Raw genomic sequence first — 24,784 nt, 5'->3', positions numbered from 1 at the left:
TTATAGGGGAGAGGATCGGAAAAGGCTGCCATGGGCAGCCTTTTTATCCAACGGCGCTGTGCGGGCGCCGTCGGCGGAACCCGGTCAGCGGGTACCAAACACCACTATGGTCTTGCCGTGGGCGGAGATGAGCTCCTGCTCTTCCAACATCTTGAGGATGCGGCCGACGGTTTCACGGGAGCAGCCGACAATCTGGCCGATCTCCTGGCGGGTGATCTTGATCTGCATGCCATCCGGGTGGGTCATGGCATCCGGCTGTTTGGCCAGGTTGAGCAGGGTCTGGGCAATGCGGCCGGTCACGTCCAGGAAGGCGAGGTTGCCGACCTTCTGGCTGGTGTGCTGCAGGCGCTTGGCCATTTGACCAGATAGACGCATCAGGATGTCCGGGTTGACCTGGATCAGCTGGCGGAACTTCTTGTAGGAGATCTCGGCGACTTCACAGGCGCCTTTGGCACGCACCCAGGCGGAACGCTCCGGATTCTCGTTCTCTTCGAACATCCCCATCTCGCCCAGGAAATCCCCCTGATTCAGGTAGGAGAGGATCATCTCCTTGCCTTCGTCATCCTTGATCAGGACGGCGACGGTGCCCTTGACGATGTAGTAGAGGGTTTCCGCTTTTTCACCGGCGTGGATCAGGGTGCTCTTGGCGGGATACTTATGAATGTGGCAATGCGACAAGAACCACTCAAGGGTGGGATCGCTTTGCGGTTTGCCAATGATCATGAGACTTCCTCTGTAGTGTCATTTTTATGGACTGTGCGTCCAGGCAAGTTGCCAAGCTTGCCATTCCTTACTCTTTGGTCGCAGTAGAATAAGAGCCTTTGCCTGTGCTGACAAGGCTTTGGGGTTTTGCCGTCCACCGGTGAGCCGCCATCTGCTGCGTCGTCCGGGGCATTCTAGGCAAGAAGAGGAGGTCGGATGTTGATTTCGATCTATTTCCCTTTGGGTCGTCGTCCGTTTCGCAGGAGAGGCTTGTCGCCGCAAAACGGGGCTTTATCGTCGGGAACGGGCAAGATCCTGGCGCATGTGCCACTCGACCCCGGCTTGAGGTATGCTATGGGCGTTAGAACCGTCGTCATTGAGAGGAAAGTGAGAGATGAAAGCCAAGGTCAGCTGGGTGGAAGGCATGAAGTTTGTGGGGGAGAGCGAGTCCGGTCATCAGGTGACCCTGGATGGCGCCAACCCGGGTGAAGGTGCCAGCCCGATGGAGATGATCCTGCTGGCTGTCGGCGGTTGCAGCTCCATCGATGTGGTCTCCATCCTGGAGAAGGCCCGTCAGTCCGTGACCGCCTGCCATGTCGAACTGGAAGGGACCCGCGCCGATACCGTTCCCCGGGTATTTGAGCAGATCCACCTCAAGTTCGTGGTGACCGGCAAGGGTCTGGCGGAGAAGCAGGTCGCCCGTGCGGTGGATCTGTCCATGGAAAAATATTGTTCAGTTTCCCTGATGTTGGAAAAAGCGGTAGAAATTACCCATAGTTATCAAATTCTTGAGGGTTGACCGCTATAGTTTGTCCCGTCGATAACGCCATGACATAAGGAAAGTGCGATGAAAAAAATGATGATGTTGCTTCCCCTGTTCGGTCTGACCGCCTGCAGCATGCCGCAGCCGACCCAGTATCAATACAGCCAGTATCAGTGCGGGGAAGAGTTGCTGGCCATCACCTATGATGCCCAGGCCGACATGGTGCAGTTCCCTTATGCCGGCGTCTATCACAAGCTGGGGCGCATCGAGTCGCCCAAAGAGACTGCCAGCTATTCCGACGGGGTGACTACCTTCTCCCGTCAGGACAAGCAGGCCACCCTGGTCAAGAGCGGTGTGACCCAGCTGTCCTGCGAGTTGAAGTGACCCTGATGCCGTCACGGCGTGCATGGAAAACGGCCTGCGTGAAGCAGGCCGTTTTTGTTGAAAGAGACATCAGTCTGACGGTAGCGAGCCCAGCAACTGGGCGGCCAGTTGCTGGCTAAGCTGGCCACGGGCTTCCTCTGCGACAGGCACGTCGCTGGCGAGCTGGATGGCGCTGCTCCACACCGCTTTCTGGCTATGCCCGTCGAGCAGCACGACGGCCAGGGTCCCCTTGCGGGCATTGGCGGCGGCGTTCAGGCCCGGTGTCATGCCGAGGCGGGAGAAGATCTCGCCATCGCTCATGTCCTGGCTGCCAGCTACCCCGATGGCGACCCAGACGTCGGCCTCATCCAGGGGAACGCTGCGCCAGCCTTTGCCGTCCAGTTGCCGGATGACGGCCTGCTGTACCGGTTCGAGCCAGGGCGCGGCGCTGTTGCCCGCATACTGGAATTGTTCGGCCAGCGCATAGCGTGGTGTCGCCCCGTAGGTCCAATGCTCCGCCGGGCGAACCACCATGGTGCCCGTTTCGACCGTCGGTGCGGCGGGGCCGGAGCTGCAACCCCCCAGCAGGGTTGCCAGCGTGAATGAGAGAAGTGCAGCGCGCATCGTTAAGCTCCTTGGCTCAGGTGATCTTGCCCGTTTCGATCAGTTGCTGGATCAGGGGGCGCAGGATCAGTTCCATTGCGAAGCCCATCTTGCCACCCGGCACGACGATGGTGTTCATCCTGGACATGAAGGCGCCGTCTATCATCGACAGCAGGTAGGGGAAGTCCACCTGCTTGATGCCCCGAAACCTGATCACCAGCATACTCTCGTCCAGGCTGGGTATCACCTTGGCGCTGAAGGGGTTGGAAGTATCGACGGTCGGCACCCGCTGGAAGTTGATGTGGGTGCGGGAGAACTGCGGCGTGATGAAGTTGATGTAGTCGTCCATGGAACGCACGATGGAGTCGGTCACCGCCTCGCGGGAGTGGCCGCGTTCCGAGGTGTCGCGAATGAGCTTCTGGATCCACTCCAGGTTGACGATGGGCACCACGCCGATGAGAAAGTCCACGTGCCGCGCCACGTTGTGCTCCCCCGTGACCACGCCGCCATGCAGTCCTTCGTAGAACAGCAGATCCGTCTCGCCGGGCAGATCCTGCCAGGGGGTGAAGGTGCCAGGCATCTGGTTGAAAGGCACCGCCTCGTCGAAGCTGTGCAGATAGCGCCGATACTGGCCGGTGCCGCTCTGGCCATACTCCTGGAAAAAGGACTCCAGCAGACCGAAGTCGTTGGCCTCCGGGCCGAAGTAGCTGATATGCCGCCCCTGCTCCCGGGCCTTGCGGATCGCCACGTCCATCTCGGGCCTGGTGTAGCGGTGAAAACTGTCCCCCTCGACCACGGCCGCCTTGTATCCAAGCTGGTGGAACATGGAGCGGAAGGCGTTGGTGGAGGTGGAAGTACCGGCACCGGACGAACCGGTGACCGCGATGATGGGATGCTTGGCGGACATAGAATTCTCTCTTCCTTGGGAGTTCCGTTATAAGGGGTGGCCCAAAGTGCGGTCAAGTGCGCCGTCATCCTCCCGCTGCCCCCACGTTTCCCGGCAATAGCGGTGAACGAGGGCTGCCCTGTGCTCTGGGTACGTTGGAATAGGTGCTGCTGGGTGGCGAACTGGTCATGCGGCCTGATGATGCGAGCTGGATAGGGGGAGGGCGGGGTGAGCCGCCCGATAAGCCGTGACCGCGTTACGCTTGGGGGAAGTCGTCAGTGGGTGACTTGCTTAAATGAGTCTTTGGGACGACATTGACACTTTCGTGCAGCTCGCTGTAGACAAGCACGGCACTACCTTGTAGCAATTGTTGCCTGACTGCTTCGACCTTGTCGGTCAGGCTGACATCCTGTTCACCGTATTCGGTGCCTTCTTGCAGCACAAAGTGTTCGAGCAGGTTGGTGAGGGTGTCCGGCTCCAGTTCTTGCCAGGGGATAATCATGATTTCATCTTCACTCAGTGGGTTGCGGATATTGTCGGTGTCTGGTCGGCAAGCGCAAGGGATTTGTCTCGTTTTGGACGAGGGGTGCCATGCAATCCATTGACGCACGCCGACCCTCCAGTCAATTCGAACAGCACCTGTTCGATGCCCGCCGCCGCGCCCTGAGCGCCGGTTTGCGCTGGTACTGGGTCATCAATCTCATCGCCCTCGTATTTCTGCTGACCCGCTTCTACATCTATCGGGATGCACACCTGGTACTGGTCGGCAACCTGCCCTGGTCCTACAAATGGCAGCTCTTTGCCATGATAGGTGTTGGCCTGCTGCTGCCGCTCGGGTGGGGCTGGCTCTCCCGTCAATCCCATGCCATCTGACTGGTGTCCCTGTGCGTCTGTGCCCTGGCCTGGGGGCTGGCCTGGGCCACCATCTCGATCGTCGACTTGAAGGGGGGCTTCAGTTTCATTTTCAACATGGTCAGTCTGTTGCTGCTGACCGGTCTCGTCGCCGCGTATTGCGATGTGCGGCTGTTTTACGCACTGGTTTCTGTCCCCCTGCTGTTCTTGTTGGTGAGAGCCTCCTGGAGTCCTGAGCCCTTTGTTCTGGTCAACACCATCGTGGTCGGGGTCTTGCTGGTGGTGCTGGAGACGGGGCGGCGCATGCTCAACGGCTGGTTCGAGCTTGCGGTGTCAAGGGAACACGACAACTTGATGCTGGCAAACAAGATGAATGCCATGACCAACCGGGATCCCCTGACCGGCATAGCCAACCGTCGCCACTTCGATCAGGCGTGCAAGCGTGTAATTGCGCAAGGCACCACCCAGGATGTACCGCTCACCGTGATCCTGCTCGATGTGGATTTCTTCAAGCGCTACAACGATCGCTATGGTCATCAGGCGGGGGATGAGTGCCTGATCCTGGTGGCTGAGTGCCTGGAGGAGAGTGTGCGGGAGCCCGGCGATCTGGTGGCGCGCTACGGAGGAGAGGAGTTCGTGGTGTTGCTGCAGGAAACGACGCTGGCCGGTGGCCAGGAGGTGGCGGAGCGCATTCGCGCTACTCTGGCGGCCAGGGCTCTGCCCCATGAGGATTCCGACGCAGCCCCCCACCTCACCCTGAGCCAGGGGATAGCCCAGTGGCGAGCCGGGGAGAGCCTCGTCATGCTGCTCGAGCGGGTCGATGGCGCCCTCTATCAGGCCAAGGAAGAGGGGCGCAACGGTTATCGGTTCGCCCCCTGAGTCTGTTCCCGCAACCACTGGCTGATGCGCTCATCCAGCCAGAAGCGGGGGCGCCAGGGAGAGCCGTGCAGGAAGCCCACGTGGCCGCCCTGGCGGCTCAGCTCGTAGCGCACCAGAGGGGAGAGCTGCTCCGCCGCCGGAATGACGGCATCGGTCATGAAGGGATCGTCGGCGGCGTGAATGATGAGGGTCGGGATGGGAATGCGGGCCAGCAGGCCCAGGCCGGAGCAGGTCTGGTAGTAGTGATCGGCGCTTTCGAAACCATGGAGCGGTGCCGTCACCAGCTCGTCGAACTCCCTCAGTGTGGCGATGCGGGTGATCTGGGCCGGCTGCCAGCGCGCCCGTGCTGCGCTCTGGCGCCGGATCTTGCTTTGCAGGTTGGTTCGCATGGTCCGCAGCAGGTAGTTCTGATAGACCCGTGAGAAACCCTGATTGACCCGATCGGCACAGCTTGCCAGTTGCAGCGGGGCCGACACTACCACCGCCGCCTTCAATGGTGTCGGGCAGGCCCGCGCCAGCAGATTGACCAGCATGTTGCCCCCCAGGGAATAGCCGATGGCGACCAGGGGGCGGCCAGGAAAACGCCGCTCCAGCTCGGCAATCACCGTCTGGGCGTCCTCGATGGCGCCTGAGTGATAGGCCTGCAGCAGCCGATTCGGCTCGCCACTGCACCCCCGAAAGTGCATCAGCACCGCCTCGTTCCCTTGCCGCTGCAGGTGGGCAAAGAGCCCCTTGGCATAGTGGGAGTGAATGCTCCCCTCCAGTCCGTGGAACACCACCACCAGGGGTTGTTCATCCTGGCCAGGTTCGCCGCTCCAGGCCAGATCAACGAAATCGCCGTCCGGGAGTTCGAAGCGCTCCTGGATGAAGCGGGCAGGCGAGCGGCGCAGCCACTTGGGCAAAATGGTTTGCAGATGGGGGTTGCGGGCCCACCAGGGGGCGTGGAAGTGGCTTTCTGTCAACATGCAACGACTCGGAAGAGCAGGGAGGAAAAGGGGGCGGCGAGCCCTTGGCTCGCCGCGACATCAGGCCATCAGACGATCGTGGTGCTCGGCGCCGCGCAGCATGGCCTGGATCAGTTCGTTGGCTTCAAACTTGGTGAGCGCCTCGTGGGCGCCGACCTGATGGGCCCGCTCCACGCTGATCTCGCTGGAAAGGGAGGTGTGCAGGATGATGTAGGCTCCCGCGAGCTTGGCATCGCTCTGCACCTCGAAGGCCAGCTCGTAACCATCCAGTCCCGGCATCTCGATATCGCTCACCAGGATGTCGATCCGCGAGCCCTGGGAGACCCGGGTCTGCATCAGGGTGAGGGCGTCGCGTCCGTTGGTGCAGACCTCGTAGGGGATGTTGATGTAATCGAGCGCCGCCATGAGCTGGCGACGGGCGACAGAGGAGTCGTCCACCAGCAGGATCCGCATCGGCTTGAGCCGCTCGCGCTGCACGTCGGTCAGCACGGGGTAGAGATGGCTGGGATCATCCGGATAGACCCGCGACAGGATGAGTTCCACATCCAGCAACTGGATCAACTGATCTCCCACCCGGGTCACACCGGTGACGAAGACGTTCTGTCCCAAGGAGGGAGGGGGCGGTTCGATGTCACGCCAGTTGCACTCGGTGATCTTGTCGATGCCCCGCACCAGAAAGCCCACCAGGGTGCGGCGGCAATCGGTGATGATGATGAAGCAGTGGGGCATCTCCTCCCGGCTGATGGGGCGGTAGCCCACGGCCATGGCCATGTCGATCACCGGGATGGTGGTGCCGCGCATGCTGGCGGCCCCGAGCACGGTGGGATGGGATTGTGGCAGGGCGGTGAGCTGGGTGTAGGGCACGATCTCCTTCACCTTGAGGGTACCGATGGCGAAGGATTGTCTGGCAGAGAGGTGGAACAGCAACATGCCCTGGGATTGGTTGGCCTTGCTCGTCATGGCGGATGTCCTGTTGATCTAGTCGGTGACGGTCAATCGGGTGTTCAGCATAAAGGATGGTGACATGAATGACTCCTTTGTTGTTAGCGGCGGTGAGCCGCAAAACTGGATTTCTTTTGCCATCCTTTTATGCCTCTCTTATCGGGTCGCGGACGGCTGAGGGGAGAGGGGCGCCCCGAGCCATTGCAGATGAGCCTCGGCCAGCGCGCTTTCATCCCGATAACCCAGCCTGCTCACCACCTGTGACGGTGTGCTGCCGCTTCGCAGCAGGCGAATCCCCTGCAACAGTTGCCACTGATCCTGCAGTGCCCGGGCGTCCGGGCCCTCGAGACCGCGAGTGCCCAGCAGGGTCTGCCAGGCAGACACACTATCCGGCTGCGCTCTGGCCAGGGCTTGCCAGGCATCTTGCAGTGCCTGATCCCCCAGTGACGAGATGGTGCAGCCGTGCAACTCATCTCCCACCACTTGCAGCCGCTGCCCATAGGGGCCTTGCCAGTCGCGGGGGCGTGACCAGGCCGTCAGGCTGTCCAGCAGTGCGTCCATCAACGGGCTTGCCTGCAACCAGCCAGCCTGGGCGGGCTGGGGCACCCGCACGGAGCAGGCTAGCAGATCATGCTGGCAGTCAGCCAGAGGGGTGAAGGCGGCGAGGGCATCGGCACAGAGCCAGAAGTGGCTGCCAGGTGTCAGCAGCAGCTCATGGACACCCAATTTCAGCAGCGCCGCCCCCTGGGTGACGCGCAGCAATTGGCCCATGGGGGAGCGCTTGCGGGGGCCTACCTGAAGAGTGGAAGTGGAAAAATGCTGATATTCGATGGCGTGATGCATGTAAAAACCCTGATATGATGCTGCATGGAGGTAACGAAAATGGAAACCAGACGTAAAAAACGCTTCATTGCTGGGGCGGTTTGCCCGGCGTGCGGCAAGATGGACACCATGATGCTGTATATGGAGCATGGAGTCGAGAAGGTGACCTGTGTCGAGTGCGGGGATACCCAGGTGCAGACCCAGGAGCAGGTGGACAAGGCGACGCGCGAGGCGGAGCAGGTGATAGGGGTGTTTCGTCCCGAGTGAGTGCCATGCCTCAAGGTGATGGTACGCCGGTCAGGCTGGTCGCTGTTGATGACTTTTTCATCACACTGAAGCCGGGCCGACCATATGCTTGTCTGCCTTTTTGAGGTATTCTGAGCCCGTTTTTTTCTATCCGCAGGATCCCTGACATGAAAGTAGCTCCCCTGAGCGTGGTTACGCTGGAATACACGGTCACCGACGAACACGGTGAAGTCATCGACACCACTGTCGGTAAAGAGCCGCTGGTGTATCTGCACGGTACCCGTTACCTGGTCTCCGGCCTCGAAGCCGAGCTGGAAGGTCGCAGCGTGGGCGAGGCGTTCGACGTCACCCTGACGCCGAACCAGGCCTATGGCGAGTACGACGAGAATCTGGTGCAGGAAGTGCCCGGCGAGCTGTTCGACGGTATGGAAGTGTCTGAAGGGGATACTTTTGTGGCCGAGACCGACGACGGCCACCGCCCGGTGACCGTCATCGAGGTGTCCGAGGAGTTCATCAAGGTGGACGGCAATCATCCCCTGGCTGGCGTGACCCTGGGCTTCAAGGTCGAGATCAAGGACGTGCGTGCCGCGACCGCCGAAGAGCTGGCCCATGGCCATGTGCACGGCGCTGGTGGCTGCGGTCACGATCATGGTCATGACCATGATCACGGCCATGATCACGATCATGACCACGGTGGCTGCTGTGGCGGCCATGGTCACAACCATGCACACGATCACGGCGACGATCACGGTCACGGTGGTTGCTGCGGTGGTGGCGGTTGTGGTGGCAAGGGCCATCAGCACTGATCACGGCCTGGCCGATGATAAAAAAACCCGCGCATGGCGCGGGTTTTTTTATGGCTGGCACTCATCAGTAGTGCGGTGGCGGCGTCTCTTCGGCCATGCTGGCGATCTGGCTCGGCTGTACGCTCTGCAATTTATCCACCAGTAGATGGATCTGGTGTTTGAGCCGGTCCAGCTCGCGACCCTGGGTGGTGACCTCGTCGTTGAGCTGCTCCACCGTGTATTCGGCAAAAGCGAGGCGGCTTTCCAGGGTTTCGAGGCGTTCGTTTAGTTGCTGACTCATGGGCCTTTTGGTCCTTACTTGATAGTCCAGATTTCAGCCAGGCCACTGGAGCTGGCACTGACGAGGTGGTCATTGTCGCGCAAAGCCACGCCATAGACCACAGCGCTCGGCGGTTTCACCTTGGGATGGGGCGAGACGCGCCAGCTCTGCAACGGCTGGCCGTCACTCACCTGCCACAGAGTGAGCTGGCGGGAGGGGGCGCCGGTGATGAGCCAGTTGCCGCCGTTGGCGAAGCGGGCGCTGGTGTAGACCTCGAAGCGGTGATCATATTGCAACCTGCTGTGCTCCTTGCCGGTTTTGAGATCCCAGATGCTGGCCTGGCGACTGTCTGCGGTGAAGGCGAAACGTCCGGACGGATCCAGTCTCGCCATCACGACTCGCCCGGCGTGGTTGAAGCGCCACACCACCTGGCCCGTGCGGGTATCCCACAGATAGGCGCTGTAATCGTTGCCGCCGGTGAGGGCATAGCGACCATTGGGGGAGAGATCCACCGTGTTGACCTGTTCGGTGTGGCCAAGAAATTGCAGCCGGCGTCCGGTCTGGGTGTCGACCACCTCCGCCTTGCCGTCTTCACGGCCGATGAGCACCTGGCGGCCATCCGCCGAGATCGCCGCATCGCGCAGGGGGGATTCTGGCAGGGAGTAGTAGCCCTGGGAGCGGCCATCCTGCAAGCGCCAGATGGCGAAGGTGTGCTGGGTGGCGGTGATGGCATGGCTGTCATCGGGGGAGAAGCGGGTCAGGGTGACGAACTCCTCCTGGTCATCGCTCTGGCGCCAGCGCCAGCGCTCCTTGCCCTGTTCCAGATCCCACACCACAGTGCCCTGACCCAGGCTGGAGACCAGCGCGAGCTTGCCGGAACTGGCGAGATCCGCGCTCAGCAGACCCTGGTTGGCGAGGCGGATCTGCTGGCTGGGAAGTGAGCGTTGTTCGCACCCCGTCAGCATCAGGCAAATACCGATGAGATAAATGGCACTTTTGATCATTTTTCCTGTCTCATGCTTTCGTTACCTGCGATCACGGCGTTAGTATAAGGCGCTTATCACGATAAACCTCTCATTTCACGAAGGAACCGAGAGCGGTATTTAGAGTTTTGGAGAAACTGATGAACAATTTTCTGAAGGTGTCCCTGTTGGCTGCGGCGGTTGCCGTCGGTCTGACTGCTTGCCAAAAAGATGAGAAACCTGCTGCGACCAACACCGCAGAGGTCAAGGCAGAAGCCAGCAAGCCGGCAGAGGCCCCCAAGGCTGAGGCCAAGAGCTTTGAAGAGCAATCCGGCTATGCGATCGGCCTCTCCATGGGTCGTTATATCGCCAATACCCTGGAGCGCCAGCAGGAGCTCGGCATCAAGCTGGACAACACCGTGATCCTGAAGGGTGTCACCGACGGTCTGGGCAAAGAAGCCAAGATGACCGACGAGGAGATCCAGAAGGTTCTGCAGGAATACGACGCCAAGATCAACGAGCTGACCAAGGCTAAGGCCGACAAGGATGCCGTGGAAAACCTGAAGAAGGGTGAAGAGTTCCTGGCTGCCAACGCCAAGAAAGAGGGCGTGAAGAGCACTGAGTCCGGCCTGCAATATCAGGTCGAGAAGATGGGTGACGGCGCCAAGCCGAAGGCCACCGACATCGTCAAGGTGCACTACACCGGTACCCTGACCGATGGCACCAAGTTTGACAGCTCCGTCGATCGCGGTGAGCCGGCTACCTTCCCGCTCAACCAGGTGATCCCGGGCTGGACCGAAGGGGTGCAACTGATGCCGGTCGGCTCCAAGTTCAAGTTCTTCCTGCCGTCCAAGCTGGCCTATGGCGAGCACGGTGCAGGTTCCATCCCGGCCAACGCCGTGCTGGTATTTGACGTAGAGCTGCTGGCCATCGAAAAACCGGCTGCCGATGGCGACAACGCCAAGAAATAAGCTCAAAGCACCATAAAAACGGCTCCCCAGGGAGCCGTTTTTGCTTGTGTATTGTCGCAATCCCCCGGATAAAGCGATGAGGCCGTCTTGAGTGTGTGGCGGCTAGCCCCCAGAATAGACAACAAAATCAAGCGCAAGGATGGATCTCGTGGCTGAAAGCAAACCCCGTGTCCTGTTGGTGGAAGATACCCGCAGTCTGGCGGTCGTCTATGAGCAGTATCTGGCCCAGGATGGCTACGAGGTGCAGCTGGCAGATTGTGGCCAGCAGGCTTTGGCACAATTGCTGGCAAGCCCGCCCCCCGTGGTGCTGCTCGACCTGGAATTGCCCGACATGTCCGGCATGGACATCTTGCAGCAGATCACGGAGCGGCAACTGCCCTGCTCCGTGGTGGTGATCACCGCTCACGGCTCGGTGGATGTGGCGGTGGAGGCGATGCGGTTCGGGGCCTTCGATTTTCTCACCAAGCCGTTCGATGGCAAGCGCCTGTGCGCCACGGCGCGCAATGCCCTGAAGCACCAGCAGCTCAGCTCGCTGGTGGCCCAGTATCGGGAAAACTTCGAGCGCAGCTCCTTTGCCGGTTTCATCGGCGCCTCCATGGCGATGCAGGCGGTCTATCGCATCATCGAGAGCGCGGCGCCGAGCAAGGCCACCGTCTTCATCACTGGCGAGAGCGGCACCGGCAAGGAGGTGTGCGCCGAGGCCATTCACCAGTGCAGCCCGCGTCGGGATCAGCCCTTCATCGCCCTCAACTGCGCCGCCATTCCCCATGACCTGATGGAGAGCGAGATCTTCGGCCACGTGAAGGGGTCGTTTACCGGTGCCCAGGGGGATCGCAAGGGGGCGGCCAGTCTGGCGGACGGCGGTACCCTCTTCCTCGACGAGATCTGCGAGATGGATCTCGACCTGCAGAGCAAGCTGCTGCGTTTCATCCAGACCGGCACCCTGCAGCGGGTCGGCAGCGGCAAGCTGGAGACGGTGGATGTGCGCTTTGTCTGCGCCACCAACCGGGATCCCCTGGTGGAGGTCAAGGCCGGACGGTTTCGTGAAGACCTTTACTACCGCCTGCACGTGATCCCGCTGGCGCTGCCCCCCCTGAGGGAGCGGGGAGAGGACATCCTGCTGCTGGCCCGGGAGTTGCTGCTGCGTTATGCCGGTGAGGAGAACAAGCGGTTCAGGGACTTTGATGCGGACGCAGTGCAGGTGCTGCTCGACTACCCCTGGCCCGGCAACGTGCGCGAGTTGCAAAACGTGGTGCGCAACATAGTGGTGCTCAACGATGGCGAGCTGGTGAGCCCGGATATCCTGCCACCTCCCCTCAACGGGGGGCGAACCCTGGCCCCGGAGCCTGCGGTCGGGATCGCGGATCCCCAGTCAGAATCCGTCGTCGTTCGCAGGCAGGTCCGTCCGCTCTGGCAGGTGGAGAAGGAGGCCATCGAGCAGGCCATCGCCAGTTGTGACGGCAACATCCCCAAGGCGGCGGCCCTGCTGGAAATAAGCCCTTCCACGATTTATCGCAAGAAGCAGAGCTGGGAAGAGGCGAGTCCGGCCTGAGCCGTCACCTCTGCTCCCGGGCAGACATGCTGATGTGCGGGGCGGCCAATTGGTCGCCCCGCACGCTTATCAGAGTTTGGCGAGCAGCTTGAGCCTGGCCAGTCGTTCTGCCTCGTTGGCGGTGAACCAGCCATCCTGTGACAGCAGAAACCAGGCGCGGGCAAAGTACTCGGTCGCCGCGGGATCATTGAGCACGAGTGCATTCTCCCCCAGCTCCTCGAACACATAGCCATCCTCGGGGGCGCCTGCGGCGGCCATGTCGTCGCGCAACTGCGCCAGTTCGGCCATGGCCTGTTCATGACGATCCTGGGCCCGGCTCAGGCGCGCCAGACTCCAGCGGGCGATAAAGGCTTTGCCCTGGTTGTTGTGCTGCTCGTGCCAGGCCAGGCACTTTTGTTGACAGGCGATGGCCTCGTCGAGGCGACCCAGCTCGAACAGGGTCCAGCCCTGATTGTTGTAGAGGGTGGCGAGCCAGCCTCGCGCCCGTTTGTCGTGACTGCGCTCGGCCAGGGTCATCGCCAGCTGGTGCCAGTGGCTCTGCTCCTCCAAGGGGGCGGCGATGGCCACCATGTGGGCCGCATCGATGGCCAGATAGTGTTCTTCGTGCTGCTCTCCCAGTTGCCAGGCCTGTTCAAACAGGGCTTTGGCGCTGGCCTTGTCACCGGCGGAGTTGAAGGTGCGGCCACGCTCCAGCAAGGCGCGCAGGCGGGCCCGTGGAGTCGCCTCGGTGAGGCGGGGTTCTATCTCGTCGAGCAGCTGGTGCGCCTGTGCAAACTGGCGTTGCAGCGAATGGGTGCGGGCTATCTGGGTGAGGAGCTCCAGCTCCCATTGCAGGTTGGCGGCACGCGCCTCGGGCAGCAGTGCTTGAAAACGCTGGGCGCTGGCAACGGGATCCTGATAATCCCACAGTGCCATGAAATCGGGCGGATTGTTCATCTGGCCTCCATGCCGGTTATCCGCCCACCAAGATGCCTGAAGGCCATTCTTTGTACAAGAAGGGGGCTGGCGCCATCGTGACGCCAGCGCTTGCCGATCAGTAGACCATGGCAAGGCTCATCAGCATCAGACCCAGGGCAGCAAAGGCTCCCTCCTTGATAGCCAGGCGCGGTACCAGTGCCTTGGGCAGGGCAGGGAACAGGCTCAGGGCAAAGCCGAACCCCGGCATCAGCCAGTGGAAAGCAGGGCTTCTCAGGGCGGGATCCGCAGCGCCATTGATGACGATGAGCAGGATAAAGAGGGTGAAGGCGGGCAGGATAAACCAGCGGGCATGGCCGGCGGCAACCGCCCGCAGTGGCGAGATGCGATAGAGCACCAGGGTCACGAGGAAGAGGGCGAGGGGAGCCAGCAGATAGAGCGGGGCCGGGTTCATGATGAGTGTCTCCTGACAAGGGGGGCAGAGTGTAGGCAGTCCGGGTGGGGAATGACCAGTCCCCCGCGCCCGGGCTGTGAAGCGGATCGCAGGGCAAAGGTTTGCCTGGGCAGGATCAGCGGAACCAGAACCAGAGCACGGCAAATACCAGCCAGCTCAGCACCAGCAGGATCCAGGGCAGCGGGTGCTGGCGGGTGAGCTCGATGACCTCGGCTTCGCTCTCCTCTTCCGGCGTCTCTTGGGAAGGGTGCCTGGCTTTGGCTTGCAGTTTCTTCTGGCGGCTGGCCTCGCGGGCCTTCGCCTTCATCTGTTTCTTGTATTCGTCAATGCCCTTCTGGATCCCCTGGGCGATGAGCTGGGTTTGCTCCTTGGTCTGCCCCGGCTTCTGGTTGGCACGGGCGATCTTCATCGCCTCCTGCTGGGTTTCGGGGGAAATTTTGTCGTACTTGGCCATTCCAGGCACTCCTTGGCATTGATTGGCGGCAGTATGCCATAACCGTTACCGGCGGGCTGCTATCATGGGGGAAATTGCTCTGCGAGTGGGGTGCCTCTGTTCCAAATAGGGGAAACAGGTTGCGTGGATGATCACATTTGGCGGAATTTGTGAGTCGCCGATGAAAAACCGTCACATGTTGTTTGTTATATTACCGCCCGATCCTGGATAGGGTCGTCCAATAACAAAATAACAAGGTGATATGGAAATGAATTATAAATTTGTCAAAGGAAGTATCGCACTGGTAGTGCTTGCCGCATTGAGCGGCTGCAATACCTCAAGCAACGACAGCGTCGCCCCCTGCACCGAAAATGTCTGCAAGCTGACCATTTTGCATACCAATGATACCCACGGTCGTTTCTGGCACAACGACAAGGGCGAATATGGCATGGCGGCCCAGAAGACCCTGGTCGAGCGGCTGCGTGCCGAGGCGAAAGCGGCGGGCAGCGAAGTGCTGGTGCTCTCCGGCGGTGACGTCAACACCGGGGTGCCAGAGTCGGATCTGCAGGATGCAGAGCCGGACTTCATGGCCATGAACAGCATCCGTTACGATGCCATGGCGGTGGGCAACCACGAGTTCGACAACCCCCTGACCATCCTCGAGAAACAGCGCCAGTGGGCCCAGTTCCCGATGATCTCCGCCAACATCTATGACAAGACGAGCGGCAAGCGCTACTTCGACCCCTACAAGGTGTTCAAGCTGGAGAGCGGCCTCAAGGTCGCCGTTCTGGGTCTGACCACAGAGGACACCGCCCAGCTGGTGGATCCCAACAACGTCCAGACCCTCGAGTTCCGCGATCCGACCACGGAAGCCGCCAATCTCGGCAAGCAAATCCGCGACAACAAAGAGGCGAACCTGGTTCTTGCCATCACCCACATGGGCCATTACGAGAATGGTCAGCACGGCAGCAACGCACCGGGTGACGTGGAGATGGCCCGTGCGCTGCCGGCAGGTACTCTGGACGCCATCATCGGTGGTCACTCCCAGAACCCGGTCTGCATGGAGCCGGGCACCCCGGACAAGTACGCTGACTTCAAGCCGGGCGACGACTGCCAGCCGGATCAGCAGAACGGCACCTGGATCATGCAGGCTCACGAGTGGGGCAAGTATGTGGGTCGTGCCCAGTTTGACTATCAGAATGGCAAGCTGACCCTGACCCAGTACGATCTGATCCCGGTCAACCTGAAGAATGCGGACGGTGATTTCATTCAGGAAGAGATCGTCAAGGATCCCGAGCTCTACAACACCCTGCTCACCTATCAGGAGAAGGGACAGCAGGAGCTGGGTGTGGTCATCGGTGCCACCGATGGCGTACTGGACGGTGAGCGCGCCAACGTGCGCAACAAGCAGACCAACCTGGGTCGTCTCATCACCACCGCGACTGCCGAGAAGCTGAGCACCGACTTTGGCATCGTCAACTCCGGCGGGGTGCGTGCCTCCATCGCGGCAGGGGACATCAGCTACCGTGACGTGCTGACCGTGCATCCGTTCGGCAACACCGTCAACAAGGCGACCATGAGCGGCAACGAGCTGCTGACCTACCTGGGTCAGGTCGCGACCAAGACCGCCAATACCGGTGGCTATGCCCAGTTCGGCGGCATCAAGATGACGGTGGATTGCCAGGCCAAGAGCGTGGACATCGCCACCATCGGCGGGAAGGCCTTCGACCCGGCAGCAACCTACAGCTTCTCCATCCCGAGCTTCAGCGCGGCCGGTGGTGACGGTTATCCGAAGATCGACACCATCAATGCCGGTCTGGTGGATGCCGGTGTGCTGAAAGATTATATCGCGGCGAAGAAGACCATTCAGGTCGCCGATTATCAGCCAGCCGGCGAGGTCAGCTATATCAACTCCACCTCGGTAGAGGGTTGCAAATAATCCCTGCACCCCGAGCCAATAAAAAAGAGAGGCAGCCATGGCTGCCTCTCTTTTTATTTTCAATGTCATCAGCCGTGTCTCTCGGGAAATATATCCTGCTACGGGAAGCTGCCCCGAAATAGGGCATGACACGATCTGATGGCAATAAAAAGGCGACCCTGAGGTCACCTTGATGAAATGGGTCGGTTGAGCCTTAGAGCTGCTCGATGCCGACGATATGCCAGGGGGCATTGTCCTTGGCGAGATCACGCTCGAGGTGCCACACCTCCTTGATGTCCTCCTCGACCTGCTCCTGACGGTCCATGTAGCGGCCGCTGAAGCGCACGCTCACCTGGGCCCAGTCGCTGCCGTAGTCGGCACGGACCAGCTGGGTGTCCACGTACATCACCTCGGTGTGCTGCTCACCGGAGAGCTCGGCGCGTTCGGCCTTGAGGTGCTCGAACAGCTCGGGGCTCACGTACTCGCGGATCTTCTCCAGGTCGTTCTTGTTCCAGGCCTCTTGCAGGGTGCGGTAGTGATCGCGGGCACCGGCCAGGAAGCCGTTCATGTCAAAGCCCGGGGGCAGACGGAAGGGCACGTCGCTGTCGGCAAAACCGGTGGCCTGCGGGGCGCTGTGGCTTTGCTCGAACTGCTGGGGGGCCGCGCTCTGGGGCGGTTGATAACCCGCATAGGCCGTCTGTGGCTGGGCCGCTGCCGCCTTGTTCCTGCGCAGGGCTCGGAACAGGAAGACACCGCCCAGTGCCAGCAGGGCGATCAGCAGGAAGTCCATCCCTTGCAGACCTTCGAAGGCACCGCTGCCCAGCAGGTAGGCAAACAGACCGCCGGCCAGCAGACCACCCAGCAGGCCGCCCATCATGCCGCCTTTCTTGGGTGCCTGGGCGCCCACGGTCGGGTTCTTGGTGTCGACCGGCTTGGCCGCAGGTTGGGCCGGGGCCGTCTTGTAGCTCTTGCCAAAGGATTTGCCGCCACCAAGTTTCTTGGCCTCGGCGATGGGTGCCCCAAGGCCAATGGCCAGGATCAGGGCAAACAGGGTCAGCATCTTTTTCATTTTGACTCTTTCACTCTCATGTAGGTGGGGGCATGCTCTGCTTGTGCAAGCTCAGCGAGGCGCATGGCAGGCTGCCAGTCCCTTTTTGTGTTGCAGCTTGCGGGTATGATTATCACGGATGGCATGAATTATTCATGAACAGATTGAGTCGTCCGACAGGGGAGGCGCCCATGAGACACAGACGGCCGAGTCGCTCGGTGCGCAGGCTGCGCAACAAACAAAGAGCAAGAACGAAAGATCAGACCCTGGTCTGGCCCTTTCTCGTACTGTGAGGCAGGTCTGAGGCGCAGAAGTGGATGACGCTGACAAGGCCTGGGTCCCGTCTTGTCGCCGGATGCGATGACGGGACGTATTAGCACTCGCGATGGCGGGGTTTCTTTTGTAAAATTCCCGTCCCCTTCCCGCTGCGGTTTTTATGTGTATGGCAGAGCAAGTGACGGCGAAAAAAGACGCCAAGACACAACAGCTGAAAGTACCTCCCCACTCTTTTGAGGCCGAACAGTCCGTACTGGGCGGCCTGATGCTGGACAACGAGGCCTGGGATCGGGTCGCCGAACGGGTGATCGACAAGGATTTCTACAGCCGCCCGCACCGCCTGATCTTCCAGGCCATGACCCGCCTCTCCAACGCGGGCAACCCCATCGACCTCATCACTCTGCAGGAGGAGCTCGAGCGCTCCGAGCAACTGGAAGAGGCCGGTGGCTTCGCCTATCTGGTGGAGATCGCCAAGAACACCCCGAGTGCCGCCAACATCAGTGCCTACGCCGAGATCGTGCGTGAGCGGGCGGTGGTGCGGGAGATGATCTCGGTCGCCAACGAGATAGTCGAAGCGGGCTACGAGCCCCAGGGGCGTACCTCCAACGATCTGCTGGACCTGGCCGAGAGCAAGGTGTTCCAGATCGCCGAGCAGCGCACCAGCGCCAACGAGGGCCCCCAGCCGCTCAAGCTCATCCTCGAGCAGACCGTCGACAAGATTGAAGAGCTGTTCAAGACCCCCCACAACGGGGTGACCGGCGTGTCGTCCGGCTACAACGATCTGGACAAGATGACCGCCGGCCTGCAGCGTTCGGATCTGGTCATCGTCGCCGCCCGTCCCTCCATGGGCAAGACCACCTTTGCCATGAACCTGTGCGAGCACGCGGCCCTCACCGCCGACAAGCCGGTGCTGATCTTCTCCCTCGAGATGCCCTCCGAGCAGATCATCATGCGTATGCTCGCCTCGGTGGGGCGCATCGACCAGACCAAGGTGCGGACCGGCCAGCTCGACGACGAGGATTGGGCGCGGCTCTCCTCCACCATGGGGCTGCTGCTGGAGAAGGGGAAGATGTACATCGACGACTCCTCCGGCCTCACCCCGACCGAAGTGCGCTCCCGTGCCCGTCGGGTGGCGCGGGACAACGGCGGCATCAGCATGATCATGGTGGACTACCTGCAACTGATGCGGGTGCCGGCGCTGTCTGACAACCGTACTCTGGAAATCGGTGAAATCTCCCGCTCCCTCAAGGCGCTGGCGAAAGAGCTGCAGTGCCCCGTGGTGGCGCTCTCCCAGCTGAACCGAAGCCTGGAACAGCGGGCCGACAAGCGCCCGGTCAACTCGGATCTGCGGGAATCGGGCTCCATCGAGCAGGATGCGGACTTGATCATGTTCATCTACCGCGACGAGGTCTATCACGACGACAGCCCCGACAAGGGGATCGCCGAGATCATCATCGGCAAGCAGCGTAACGGCCCCATAGGACGAGTGCGGCTCACCTTCCAGGGTCAGTTCTCGCGTTTTGACAACTACGCGGGCCCGGCGTTTGACGATGACTACTAAGTAAGTCGGGAGCCTGCTCCCGGCATCCATAAACAGTTTTCCCGGTTCGACAATTCTGCCGGTCCGGCCTTAGACGATGAGATTTGAGGGCTGACACCACCCGGTGCCTGATTATCATGCCCTCGTAAGGGAAAACAGATGAAAGCGGCTATCGCCCAGATCAACACAGCGGCCCTGCGCCACAACCTCGCCGTGGTGAAACGCCACGCCCCCCAATGCAAGATCATTGCCGTGGTCAAGGCCAACGCCTACGGTCACGGCCTGCTGCCGGTCGCCCGCACCCTGGTGGATGCGGACGCCTACGCGGTGGCCCGCATCGAAGAGGCGCTGATGCTGCGCTCCTGCGCCGTGGTCAAGCCCATCGTGCTGCTGGAGGGCTTCTTCAGCGCCGCCGACCTGCCGGTGCTGGCGGCCAACAACCTGCAGACCGCGGTGCACACCTGGGAGCAGCTCGAGGCGCTGGAGCTGGCGGAGCTGCCTGCCCCCGTGGTGGCCTGGCTCAAGCTCGACACCGGCATGCACCGCCTCGGGGTACGGGCCGAGGAGATGCCCGCCTTTATCGAGCGCCTCGCCAAGTGCAAGAACGTGGTGCAGCCGTTCAACGTCATGACCCACTTCAGCCGCTCCGATGAGCTGGAGCAGCCCACCACCCGCGAGCAGATCGACCTGTTCAGCCAGCTGACCGCGCCGCTGTTGGGCGAACGCGCCATGGCCAACTCGGCGGGCATCCTGGCCTGGCCGGATTCCCACTGCGATTGGATCCGCCCCGGCGTCATCCTCTACGGCGTCTCCCCCTTCCCTAATACGGTGGCGGCGGATTACGACCTCAAGCCGGTGATGACCCTCAAGACACAACTGATCGCGGTGCGGGATCACAAGGCGGGCGAGCCGGTGGGTTATGGCGCCAACTGGGTGTCGGATCGCGATACCCGGCTCGGTGTCATCGCCATCGGCTATGGCGACGGTTATCCGCGCATGGCCCCCAACGGTACGCCAGTGCTGGTCAATGGCCGCATCGTGCCCCTGGTGGGCCGTGTCTCCATGGACATGACGACGGTGGATCTCGGTCCCGGCGCCACCGACAAGGCGGGCGACGAGGCTGTGCTCTGGGGGGAAGGGCTGCCGGTAGAGCGGGTGGCCGACCAGATCGGCACCATTCCCTATGAGCTCATCACCAAGCTCACCTCCCGCGTCTTTATGGAGTACGTGTAGGCGAGCCGCCCCTCATCCCCCACCCTTCTCCCGCGAGGGGAGAAGGGAGAACAAAAAGGCCGCCCCGACAGGGGCGGCCTTTTTCATGGGCGTGTCCCATAGACGAAAGAACAAGCCCCGCATCTGCGGGGCTTGAGTCACCGTCACTATGTGGCGCTTAGCCTATGGTCATCAGGCTGGCGTTGCCACCGGCGGCGGCGGTGTTGACCGAGAGGGCGTGCTCGATGAGCAGGCGCTCCAGCGGGATGTCGGTCTCGCCGCGATGCAGGCCGTGCACACCGATGATGGCGCCGTTACGGGCTGCCTGGCGCGCGGCGGCGAGCTTGCTCACCTCCCGCAACTGATCCGAGTCGCCGTGGTGCAGCAGGGCATCGAAGTCCGTCTCCCCCGTGGCCCAGTCCGCCACCAGCGCGATGGGATCCCGCACCTCGGTCGGCAGGGAAGAGAGCAGGGAGCGTGTCTGGGCATCGTCCGGCAGCAGCACCTGGCTGCCGACCGCCAGACAGGCGGCCAGCTGGGCCAGCAGGTCGGCCTTCTCCTGGGCAAGACAGAGCACCCGCTCCCGGGGCAGCAGGCTGTAGCTGTTGCGCTCGCCGGTGGGGCCGGTCAGCAGCTGGGTACGGCCGCTCTGGGAGAGCGCGGCGTAGTGATCGCACAGGGCGGCGAGGGCCGGATCCTGCTTGCTCGCCCAGTCGCGCAGGGCCACGAGGGGGGCTTTCGCCTCGGCATGCAGGGCACCGGACTCCTGGTGCAGCTGGTTGGCCACCGCCTCCTGGGGACGGGCGCCGAGCAGGCGATACATGTAGAGCGGGCCACCGGCCTTGGGACCGGTGCCGGAAAGCCCTTCCCCACCGAAGGGTTGCACCCCGACCACGGCGCCCACGATGTTGCGGTTGACGTAGAGGTTGCCCACCTTGGCCACGTTCACCACCTGGGCGATGGTCTCGTCGATGCGGGTATGAACACCCAGGGTCAGGCCGTAACCGCTGCCGTTGATCTGCTCGAGCAGCTCCCCGAGCCGGGTGCGCGGGTAGCGGACCAGGTGCAGCACAGGGCCGAACACTTCGCGTCCCAGTTCGTCCAAGCTGTCGAGCTCGATCAGGGTCGGCAGCACGAAGGTGCCGCGGCTGCAGGCATCCCCCTGGGGGCGGGCGATCTGGTGCACTTTGCGCCCCTTGTCGCCCATGGCCTTGATGTGGCGTTCGATGTTGGTCTTGGCCTCGGCGTCGATGACGGGGCCGATGTCGGTGGAGAGGTGCTCGGGGCTGCCGACCTTGTACTCGGCCATGGCGCCCTTGAGCATCCGGATCACCCGATCCGCCACGTCATCCTGCACGCACAGCACTCGCAGGGCGGAGCAGCGCTGACCGGCGCTGTCGAACGCCGAGGAGATGACATCCATCACCACCTGTTCGGTCAAGGCGGAGGAGTCGACGATCATGGCGTTCTGGCCGCCGGTCTCGGCGATGAGGGGAATGGTGCGACCCTGGGCGTCGAGGCGACCGGCCAGGTTGCGGGAGATGATGCCCGCCACCTCGGTGGAGCCGGTGAACATGACGCCGCGCACCCGTTCGTCCGCGATGAGCGCCGCACCCACGGTCTCACCACGGCCCGGCAGCAGTTGCACCGCACCGGCGGGAACCCCCGCTTCCAGCAGGATGCGCACCGCTTGTGCCGCGATGAGGGGGGTCTGCTCGGCAGGCTTGGCCAGCACCGTATTGCCGGCGGCCAGGGCCGCGCACACCTGGCCGCTGAAGATGGCCAGCGGGAAGTTCCAGGGGCTGATGCAGACCACGGGGCCGAGCGGCCTGTGGGTGTCGTTGGCGAAGTGGTTGCGCGCCTGGGCGGCGTAGTAGCGCAGGAAGTCCACCGCTTCGCGCACCTCGGCGATGGCGTTGGCGAAGGTCTTGCCGGATTCGCGAACCAGCAGGCCCATCAGGGGTTGCAGTTCGGATTCCATCAGATCGGCGGCCCTGTCCAGCACGGCGGCCCGCTCGGCTGGCGGGGTGGACTGCCAGATCTGGCCGCTCGTGAGGGAGCAGGCGAGCGCCTTGTCCACCAGCGCTACCGTGGCTTCGCTCACCTGACCGACGACATCGCGGTGATCCGCCGGGTTGAGCACGGGCTGGAACTGGGTCGGCGCCTCGGTGTCGCAACCCAGCATGGGCACGGCCTGATAGGCGGTGTTGGTGCTGGCGAGCAGGGCGGCGGAGAGTGACCCCAGGCGGTGCTCGTTCGCGAGATCCAGACCTGCGGAGTTCGGGCGCGCCTCGCCGTAGAGATCCCGTGGCAGGGGGATGCGCGGATGGGGCAGACCCAGGGTCCCTTCACGGGCGGCCATCTGCTCGATCTGCTGCACCGGATCCTGCACCAGATCCGAGAGGGAGATGTTGTTGTCCGCGATGCGGTTGACGAAGGAGGTGTTGGCCCCGTTCTCCAGCAGGCGGCGCACCAGGTAGGCGAGCAGGGTCTCGTGGCTGCCTACCGGTGCATAGATGCGGCAGGGGCGACCCAGCTTGCCGTCGGCCACCTTGCCGACCACCTGTTCGTAGAGCGGTTCACCCATGCCGTGCAGGCACTGGAACTCGTACTGACCCGGGTAGTAGTTCTGACCCGCCAGCTGATAGATGGCAGACAGGGAGTGGGCGTTGTGGGTGGCGAACTGGGGATAGATGGCCTCGGGCACCGCCAGCAGCTTGCGGGCGCAGGCGAGGTAGGAGACGTCCGTGTAGGGCTTGCGGGTATAGACCGGGTAGCCTTCCAGCCCTTCCTGCTGGGCGCGCTTGATCTCGCTGTCCCAGTAGGCGCCCTTCACCAGACGGATCATCAGGCGGTGACGGCTGCGCTTGGCGAGATCGATGACGTAGTCGATCACATAGGGGCAGCGCTTCTGGTAGGCCTGGATGACGAAGCCGATGCCGTTCCAGTCGGCGAGGGACGGATCGAAGCAGAGCTTTTCCAGCAGATCGAGGGAGATCTCCAGGCGATCGGCCTCCTCGGCGTCGATGTTGATGCCGATGTCATACTGCCTGGCGAGCTGGGTCAGGCCCAGCAAGGTGGGGTAGAGCTCCTCCATGACGCGATCGTACTGGGCGCGGCTGTAGCGCGGATGCAGGGCGGAGAGTTTGATGGAGATACCCGGCCCCTCGTAGATGCCGCGACCGTGGGAGGCCTTGCCGATAGCGTGGATGGCCTGCTCGTAGGAGGCCAGATAGCGTTTCGCGTCCTCCTCGGTCAGGGCCGCTTCCCCCAGCATGTCGTAGGAGTAGCGGAACCCTTTGCTCTCCATGCCGCCTGCGTTCGCCAGCGCCTCGGCGATGGTCTCGCCGGTGACGAACTGCTCACCCATCAGGCGCATCGCCATGTCGACGCCCTTGCGGATGAGCGGCTCACCCCCCTTGCCGATGAGTCCCTTGAGGGAGTTGTTCATGCCCGCCTCGTTGTGGGTGGCCACCAGCTTGCCGGTGATGAGCAGACCCCAGGAGGCTGCGTTGACGAACAATGAGGTGCTCTGGCCCAGGTGCTGGCTCCAGTTGCCGCCGCTTATCTTGTCGCGGATGAGGGCATCCCGGGTCGCCTTGTCGGGGATGCGCAGCAGCGCCTCCGCCAGGCACATCAGGGCCACCCCTTCCTGGGAGGAGAGGGAGAACTCCTGAAGCAGCCCCTGCACCAGGCCCTGACGGCCGCTGGCGCTCTTCTGGTTGCGCAGCTTCTCGGCGATGCCCATGGCCAGCTTCTGGGTCGCGTCAGCCTTCTCCTTGGGCAGACGGGCCTGCTCCAGCAGCATGGGGACGGCTTCGGTCTCGGGGCGGCGATAAGCCCCCGTGATGGCGGCCCGCAGCACGGACTGGGGCAGAATGCTCTCGGCAAACTCGAGGAAGACCTGGATGCCCTGCTCGGTCAGGGTCTCGACGGCCTCTTCCCCGGCGGCGGCAGCCAGCCCGGAGTGCTCGGGCGGGGTCAGACCGAGATCCAGTTGCTCCAGATAGGTGAAGATGGCTTGCTTGATCAGCCAGTGGGGAGTGCGATCCAGGGTCTGCGCAGCCTGTTTGAGGCGGTCGCGGGTCGCTTCATCGAGTTTGACGCCGAGGGTGGTAGTGGCCATGGGACTTCCTGTGTCTAGAAGGTAACAATATTACCGGACGGTTAAATTTCGCCGATGATGGTGCAACCAGGTGCAACCTTCAAGCAAGAAATTTTAATGTATTGGTTACATTGTTGAATTCTTCCATGAATCCGGTCTCCATCAGGCTCCTTTCAAGCCCGCCGCTTGTCCGCTTTTCACAGCATTATTAATGGGTTGGCAATGCATCTTATGAATGCCTACATGAGGTGCAACCCACTGCGAATCGGGTTGCACTTTTGCGTGTTCGACCGAGCCCGGGCTGTGAGCG

Annotated in this window: 24 protein-coding genes and 1 pseudogene; 11 read left to right on the top strand and 14 right to left on the bottom strand. The window is 62.1% G+C overall.

All coding sequences use genetic code 11. From position 1 onward, the window contains the following. Positions 1-84: 84 nt before the first annotated feature. Complete coding sequence (gene crp, locus C3F36_RS05695) at positions 85-723, bottom strand: cAMP-activated global transcriptional regulator CRP (protein ID WP_010673237.1); 639 nt, start codon at positions 721-723, stop codon at positions 85-87. Between the two features lie 373 nt (positions 724-1,096). Here crp and C3F36_RS05690 point away from each other — a divergent pair, with 373 nt between their 5' ends. Continuing rightward, complete coding sequence (locus C3F36_RS05690; protein WP_010673238.1) at positions 1,097-1,501, top strand: OsmC family protein; 405 nt, start codon at positions 1,097-1,099, stop codon at positions 1,499-1,501. A 48-nt stretch (positions 1,502-1,549) separates the two neighbouring features. Further along, on the top strand, positions 1,550-1,849 hold the full coding sequence (locus C3F36_RS05685) for a hypothetical protein (protein ID WP_104454678.1): 300 nt from the start codon (positions 1,550-1,552) through the stop codon (positions 1,847-1,849). 69 nt (positions 1,850-1,918) lie between these two features. Here the strand turns inward: C3F36_RS05685 and C3F36_RS05680 are convergent, their stop codons facing one another. The 3 genes from C3F36_RS05680 to C3F36_RS05670 all read right to left on the bottom strand — a co-directional run bounded on the left by C3F36_RS05680 (position 1,919) and on the right by C3F36_RS05670 (position 3,819). Further along, complete coding sequence (locus C3F36_RS05680) at positions 1,919-2,452, bottom strand: lipoprotein (protein ID WP_043152620.1); 534 nt, start codon at positions 2,450-2,452, stop codon at positions 1,919-1,921. Positions 2,453-2,468: 16 nt separating this feature from the next. Beyond that, positions 2,469-3,338 carry a phosphoribulokinase gene (locus tag C3F36_RS05675; RefSeq protein ID WP_010673241.1) on the bottom strand — a complete coding sequence of 290 codons (870 nt, stop codon included), beginning with the start codon at positions 3,336-3,338 and terminating at the stop codon, positions 2,469-2,471. A 235-nt stretch (positions 3,339-3,573) separates the two neighbouring features. Then, positions 3,574-3,819 carry a YheU family protein gene (locus C3F36_RS05670; protein WP_010673242.1) on the bottom strand — a complete coding sequence of 82 codons (246 nt, stop codon included), beginning with the start codon at positions 3,817-3,819 and terminating at the stop codon, positions 3,574-3,576. An 89-nt stretch (positions 3,820-3,908) separates the two neighbouring features. Here C3F36_RS05670 and C3F36_RS23760 point away from each other — a divergent pair. Both C3F36_RS23760 and C3F36_RS23755 read left to right on the top strand, forming a co-directional pair. Next, positions 3,909-4,538: pseudogene (locus tag C3F36_RS23760) on the top strand (membrane-associated sensor domain-containing protein); the annotation flags it as partial. Next, the gene (locus C3F36_RS23755; RefSeq protein ID WP_324806584.1) at positions 4,524-5,048 is read left to right on the top strand and encodes a diguanylate cyclase; all 525 of its coding nucleotides are present in this window, start codon (positions 4,524-4,526) and stop codon (positions 5,046-5,048) included. The pseudogene C3F36_RS23760 and the gene C3F36_RS23755, both read left to right, overlap by 15 nt. On the opposite strand, the gene C3F36_RS05660 is transcribed toward C3F36_RS23755, so the two are convergent. The 3 genes from C3F36_RS05660 to C3F36_RS05650 all read right to left on the bottom strand — a co-directional run bounded on the left by C3F36_RS05660 (position 5,030) and on the right by C3F36_RS05650 (position 7,798). Next, positions 5,030-6,013, bottom strand: coding sequence for a hydrolase (locus C3F36_RS05660; protein ID WP_104454677.1), 984 nt, complete (start codon positions 6,011-6,013; stop codon positions 5,030-5,032). The genes C3F36_RS23755 and C3F36_RS05660 overlap by 19 nt on opposite strands. Before the next feature lie 60 nt (positions 6,014-6,073). After that, entirely contained in the window at positions 6,074-6,973 is a 900-nt protein-coding gene (locus tag C3F36_RS05655) for a chemotaxis protein (protein ID WP_104454676.1), read from the bottom strand. A 138-nt stretch (positions 6,974-7,111) separates the two neighbouring features. Continuing rightward, on the bottom strand, positions 7,112-7,798 hold the full coding sequence (locus C3F36_RS05650) for a hypothetical protein (RefSeq protein WP_104454675.1): 687 nt from the start codon (positions 7,796-7,798) through the stop codon (positions 7,112-7,114). A gap of 39 nt (positions 7,799-7,837) precedes the next feature. Here C3F36_RS05650 and C3F36_RS05645 point away from each other — a divergent pair, with 39 nt between their 5' ends. Further along, positions 7,838-8,044 carry a YheV family putative zinc ribbon protein gene (locus C3F36_RS05645; protein ID WP_010673247.1) on the top strand — a complete coding sequence of 69 codons (207 nt, stop codon included), beginning with the start codon at positions 7,838-7,840 and terminating at the stop codon, positions 8,042-8,044. Positions 8,045-8,190: 146 nt separating this feature from the next. Further along, positions 8,191-8,829, top strand: a complete 639-nt coding sequence (locus tag C3F36_RS05640; protein WP_010673248.1) for an FKBP-type peptidyl-prolyl cis-trans isomerase — start codon at positions 8,191-8,193, stop codon at positions 8,827-8,829. A 64-nt stretch (positions 8,830-8,893) separates the two neighbouring features. Here the strand turns inward: C3F36_RS05640 and C3F36_RS05635 are convergent, their stop codons facing one another. Together C3F36_RS05635 and C3F36_RS05630 are read right to left on the bottom strand one after the other, a co-directional pair. Further along, on the bottom strand, positions 8,894-9,109 hold the full coding sequence (locus tag C3F36_RS05635) for a SlyX family protein (RefSeq protein ID WP_010673249.1): 216 nt from the start codon (positions 9,107-9,109) through the stop codon (positions 8,894-8,896). Positions 9,110-9,123: 14 nt separating this feature from the next. Further along, on the bottom strand, positions 9,124-10,092 hold the full coding sequence (locus C3F36_RS05630; RefSeq protein ID WP_104454674.1) for a WD40 repeat domain-containing protein: 969 nt from the start codon (positions 10,090-10,092) through the stop codon (positions 9,124-9,126). Positions 10,093-10,211: 119 nt separating this feature from the next. On the opposite strand from C3F36_RS05630, the gene fkpA reads away from it, so the two are divergent. Both fkpA and C3F36_RS05620 read left to right on the top strand, forming a co-directional pair. Next, entirely contained in the window at positions 10,212-11,021 is an 810-nt protein-coding gene (gene fkpA / locus C3F36_RS05625) for an FKBP-type peptidyl-prolyl cis-trans isomerase (protein ID WP_029313875.1), read from the top strand. A 148-nt stretch (positions 11,022-11,169) separates the two neighbouring features. After that, on the top strand, positions 11,170-12,573 hold the full coding sequence (locus C3F36_RS05620) for a sigma-54-dependent transcriptional regulator (protein ID WP_042881314.1): 1,404 nt from the start codon (positions 11,170-11,172) through the stop codon (positions 12,571-12,573). Between the two features lie 69 nt (positions 12,574-12,642). Here C3F36_RS05620 and C3F36_RS05615 read toward each other — a convergent pair whose 3' ends face one another. The 3 genes from C3F36_RS05615 to C3F36_RS05605 all read right to left on the bottom strand — a co-directional run bounded on the left by C3F36_RS05615 (position 12,643) and on the right by C3F36_RS05605 (position 14,396). Then, positions 12,643-13,509 (bottom strand): tetratricopeptide repeat protein, encoded by an 867-nt coding sequence (locus tag C3F36_RS05615; RefSeq protein WP_104454673.1) that lies wholly within the window; start codon positions 13,507-13,509, stop codon positions 12,643-12,645. Positions 13,510-13,606: 97 nt separating this feature from the next. After that, the gene (locus C3F36_RS05610) at positions 13,607-13,942 is read right to left on the bottom strand and encodes a hypothetical protein (RefSeq protein WP_010673254.1); all 336 of its coding nucleotides are present in this window, start codon (positions 13,940-13,942) and stop codon (positions 13,607-13,609) included. A gap of 115 nt (positions 13,943-14,057) precedes the next feature. Next, a complete protein-coding gene (locus C3F36_RS05605) occupies positions 14,058-14,396 on the bottom strand; it encodes a DUF2956 domain-containing protein (protein WP_045523719.1) in 339 nt (112 codons plus the stop codon). Between the two features lie 247 nt (positions 14,397-14,643). Here C3F36_RS05605 and ushA point away from each other — a divergent pair, with 247 nt between their 5' ends. Beyond that, positions 14,644-16,314 (top strand): bifunctional UDP-sugar hydrolase/5'-nucleotidase UshA, encoded by a 1,671-nt coding sequence (ushA, locus tag C3F36_RS05600; RefSeq protein WP_104454672.1) that lies wholly within the window; start codon positions 14,644-14,646, stop codon positions 16,312-16,314. Positions 16,315-16,507: 193 nt separating this feature from the next. Here the strand turns inward: ushA and C3F36_RS05595 are convergent, their stop codons facing one another. After that, on the bottom strand, positions 16,508-17,362 hold the full coding sequence (locus tag C3F36_RS05595) for a Tim44 domain-containing protein (protein WP_010673257.1): 855 nt from the start codon (positions 17,360-17,362) through the stop codon (positions 16,508-16,510). A 421-nt stretch (positions 17,363-17,783) separates the two neighbouring features. Between C3F36_RS05595 and dnaB the strand changes: the two genes are divergently transcribed. Both dnaB and alr read left to right on the top strand, forming a co-directional pair. Further along, a complete protein-coding gene (dnaB, locus tag C3F36_RS05590) occupies positions 17,784-19,178 on the top strand; it encodes a replicative DNA helicase (protein WP_039040054.1) in 1,395 nt (464 codons plus the stop codon). Between the two features lie 138 nt (positions 19,179-19,316). Continuing rightward, positions 19,317-20,390 carry an alanine racemase gene (gene alr, locus C3F36_RS05585; protein ID WP_104454671.1) on the top strand — a complete coding sequence of 358 codons (1,074 nt, stop codon included), beginning with the start codon at positions 19,317-19,319 and terminating at the stop codon, positions 20,388-20,390. A 157-nt stretch (positions 20,391-20,547) separates the two neighbouring features. Here alr and putA read toward each other — a convergent pair whose 3' ends face one another. Continuing rightward, positions 20,548-24,495, bottom strand: a complete 3,948-nt coding sequence (gene putA, locus C3F36_RS05580) for a trifunctional transcriptional regulator/proline dehydrogenase/L-glutamate gamma-semialdehyde dehydrogenase (protein ID WP_104454670.1) — start codon at positions 24,493-24,495, stop codon at positions 20,548-20,550. Positions 24,496-24,784: the final 289 nt, after the last annotated feature.

The sequence above is a fragment of the Aeromonas sp. ASNIH2 genome, assembly GCF_002934795.1.
GTDB lineage: Bacteria > Pseudomonadota > Gammaproteobacteria > Enterobacterales > Aeromonadaceae > Aeromonas > Aeromonas caviae.
This window is presented reverse-complemented; position numbering and strand designations above follow the sequence as displayed.

What these genes read in the sequence shown, in the direction of transcription:
- crp (WP_010673237.1), bottom strand. Translation starts at nt 723, where the DNA reads ATGATCATTGGCAAACCGCAAAGCGATCCCACCCTTGAGTGGTTCTTG.
- C3F36_RS05690 (WP_010673238.1), top strand. Translation starts at nt 1,097, where the DNA reads ATGAAAGCCAAGGTCAGCTGGGTGGAAGGCATGAAGTTTGTGGGGGAG.
- C3F36_RS05685 (WP_104454678.1), top strand. Translation starts at nt 1,550, where the DNA reads ATGAAAAAAATGATGATGTTGCTTCCCCTGTTCGGTCTGACCGCCTGC.
- C3F36_RS05680 (WP_043152620.1), bottom strand. Translation starts at nt 2,452, where the DNA reads ATGCGCGCTGCACTTCTCTCATTCACGCTGGCAACCCTGCTGGGGGGT.
- C3F36_RS05675 (WP_010673241.1), bottom strand. Translation starts at nt 3,338, where the DNA reads ATGTCCGCCAAGCATCCCATCATCGCGGTCACCGGTTCGTCCGGTGCC.
- C3F36_RS05670 (WP_010673242.1), bottom strand. Translation starts at nt 3,819, where the DNA reads ATGATTATCCCCTGGCAAGAACTGGAGCCGGACACCCTCACCAACCTG.
- C3F36_RS23755 (WP_324806584.1), top strand. Translation starts at nt 4,524, where the DNA reads ATGCTGGCAAACAAGATGAATGCCATGACCAACCGGGATCCCCTGACC.
- C3F36_RS05660 (WP_104454677.1), bottom strand. Translation starts at nt 6,013, where the DNA reads ATGTTGACAGAAAGCCACTTCCACGCCCCCTGGTGGGCCCGCAACCCC.
- C3F36_RS05655 (WP_104454676.1), bottom strand. Translation starts at nt 6,973, where the DNA reads ATGACGAGCAAGGCCAACCAATCCCAGGGCATGTTGCTGTTCCACCTC.
- C3F36_RS05650 (WP_104454675.1), bottom strand. Translation starts at nt 7,798, where the DNA reads ATGCATCACGCCATCGAATATCAGCATTTTTCCACTTCCACTCTTCAG.
- C3F36_RS05645 (WP_010673247.1), top strand. Translation starts at nt 7,838, where the DNA reads ATGGAAACCAGACGTAAAAAACGCTTCATTGCTGGGGCGGTTTGCCCG.
- C3F36_RS05640 (WP_010673248.1), top strand. Translation starts at nt 8,191, where the DNA reads ATGAAAGTAGCTCCCCTGAGCGTGGTTACGCTGGAATACACGGTCACC.
- C3F36_RS05635 (WP_010673249.1), bottom strand. Translation starts at nt 9,109, where the DNA reads ATGAGTCAGCAACTAAACGAACGCCTCGAAACCCTGGAAAGCCGCCTC.
- C3F36_RS05630 (WP_104454674.1), bottom strand. Translation starts at nt 10,092, where the DNA reads ATGATCAAAAGTGCCATTTATCTCATCGGTATTTGCCTGATGCTGACG.
- fkpA (WP_029313875.1), top strand. Translation starts at nt 10,212, where the DNA reads ATGAACAATTTTCTGAAGGTGTCCCTGTTGGCTGCGGCGGTTGCCGTC.
- C3F36_RS05615 (WP_104454673.1), bottom strand. Translation starts at nt 13,509, where the DNA reads ATGAACAATCCGCCCGATTTCATGGCACTGTGGGATTATCAGGATCCC.
- C3F36_RS05610 (WP_010673254.1), bottom strand. Translation starts at nt 13,942, where the DNA reads ATGAACCCGGCCCCGCTCTATCTGCTGGCTCCCCTCGCCCTCTTCCTC.
- C3F36_RS05605 (WP_045523719.1), bottom strand. Translation starts at nt 14,396, where the DNA reads ATGGCCAAGTACGACAAAATTTCCCCCGAAACCCAGCAGGAGGCGATG.
- ushA (WP_104454672.1), top strand. Translation starts at nt 14,644, where the DNA reads ATGAATTATAAATTTGTCAAAGGAAGTATCGCACTGGTAGTGCTTGCC.
- C3F36_RS05595 (WP_010673257.1), bottom strand. Translation starts at nt 17,362, where the DNA reads ATGAAAAAGATGCTGACCCTGTTTGCCCTGATCCTGGCCATTGGCCTT.
- dnaB (WP_039040054.1), top strand. Translation starts at nt 17,784, where the DNA reads ATGGCAGAGCAAGTGACGGCGAAAAAAGACGCCAAGACACAACAGCTG.
- alr (WP_104454671.1), top strand. Translation starts at nt 19,317, where the DNA reads ATGAAAGCGGCTATCGCCCAGATCAACACAGCGGCCCTGCGCCACAAC.
- putA (WP_104454670.1), bottom strand. Translation starts at nt 24,495, where the DNA reads ATGGCCACTACCACCCTCGGCGTCAAACTCGATGAAGCGACCCGCGAC.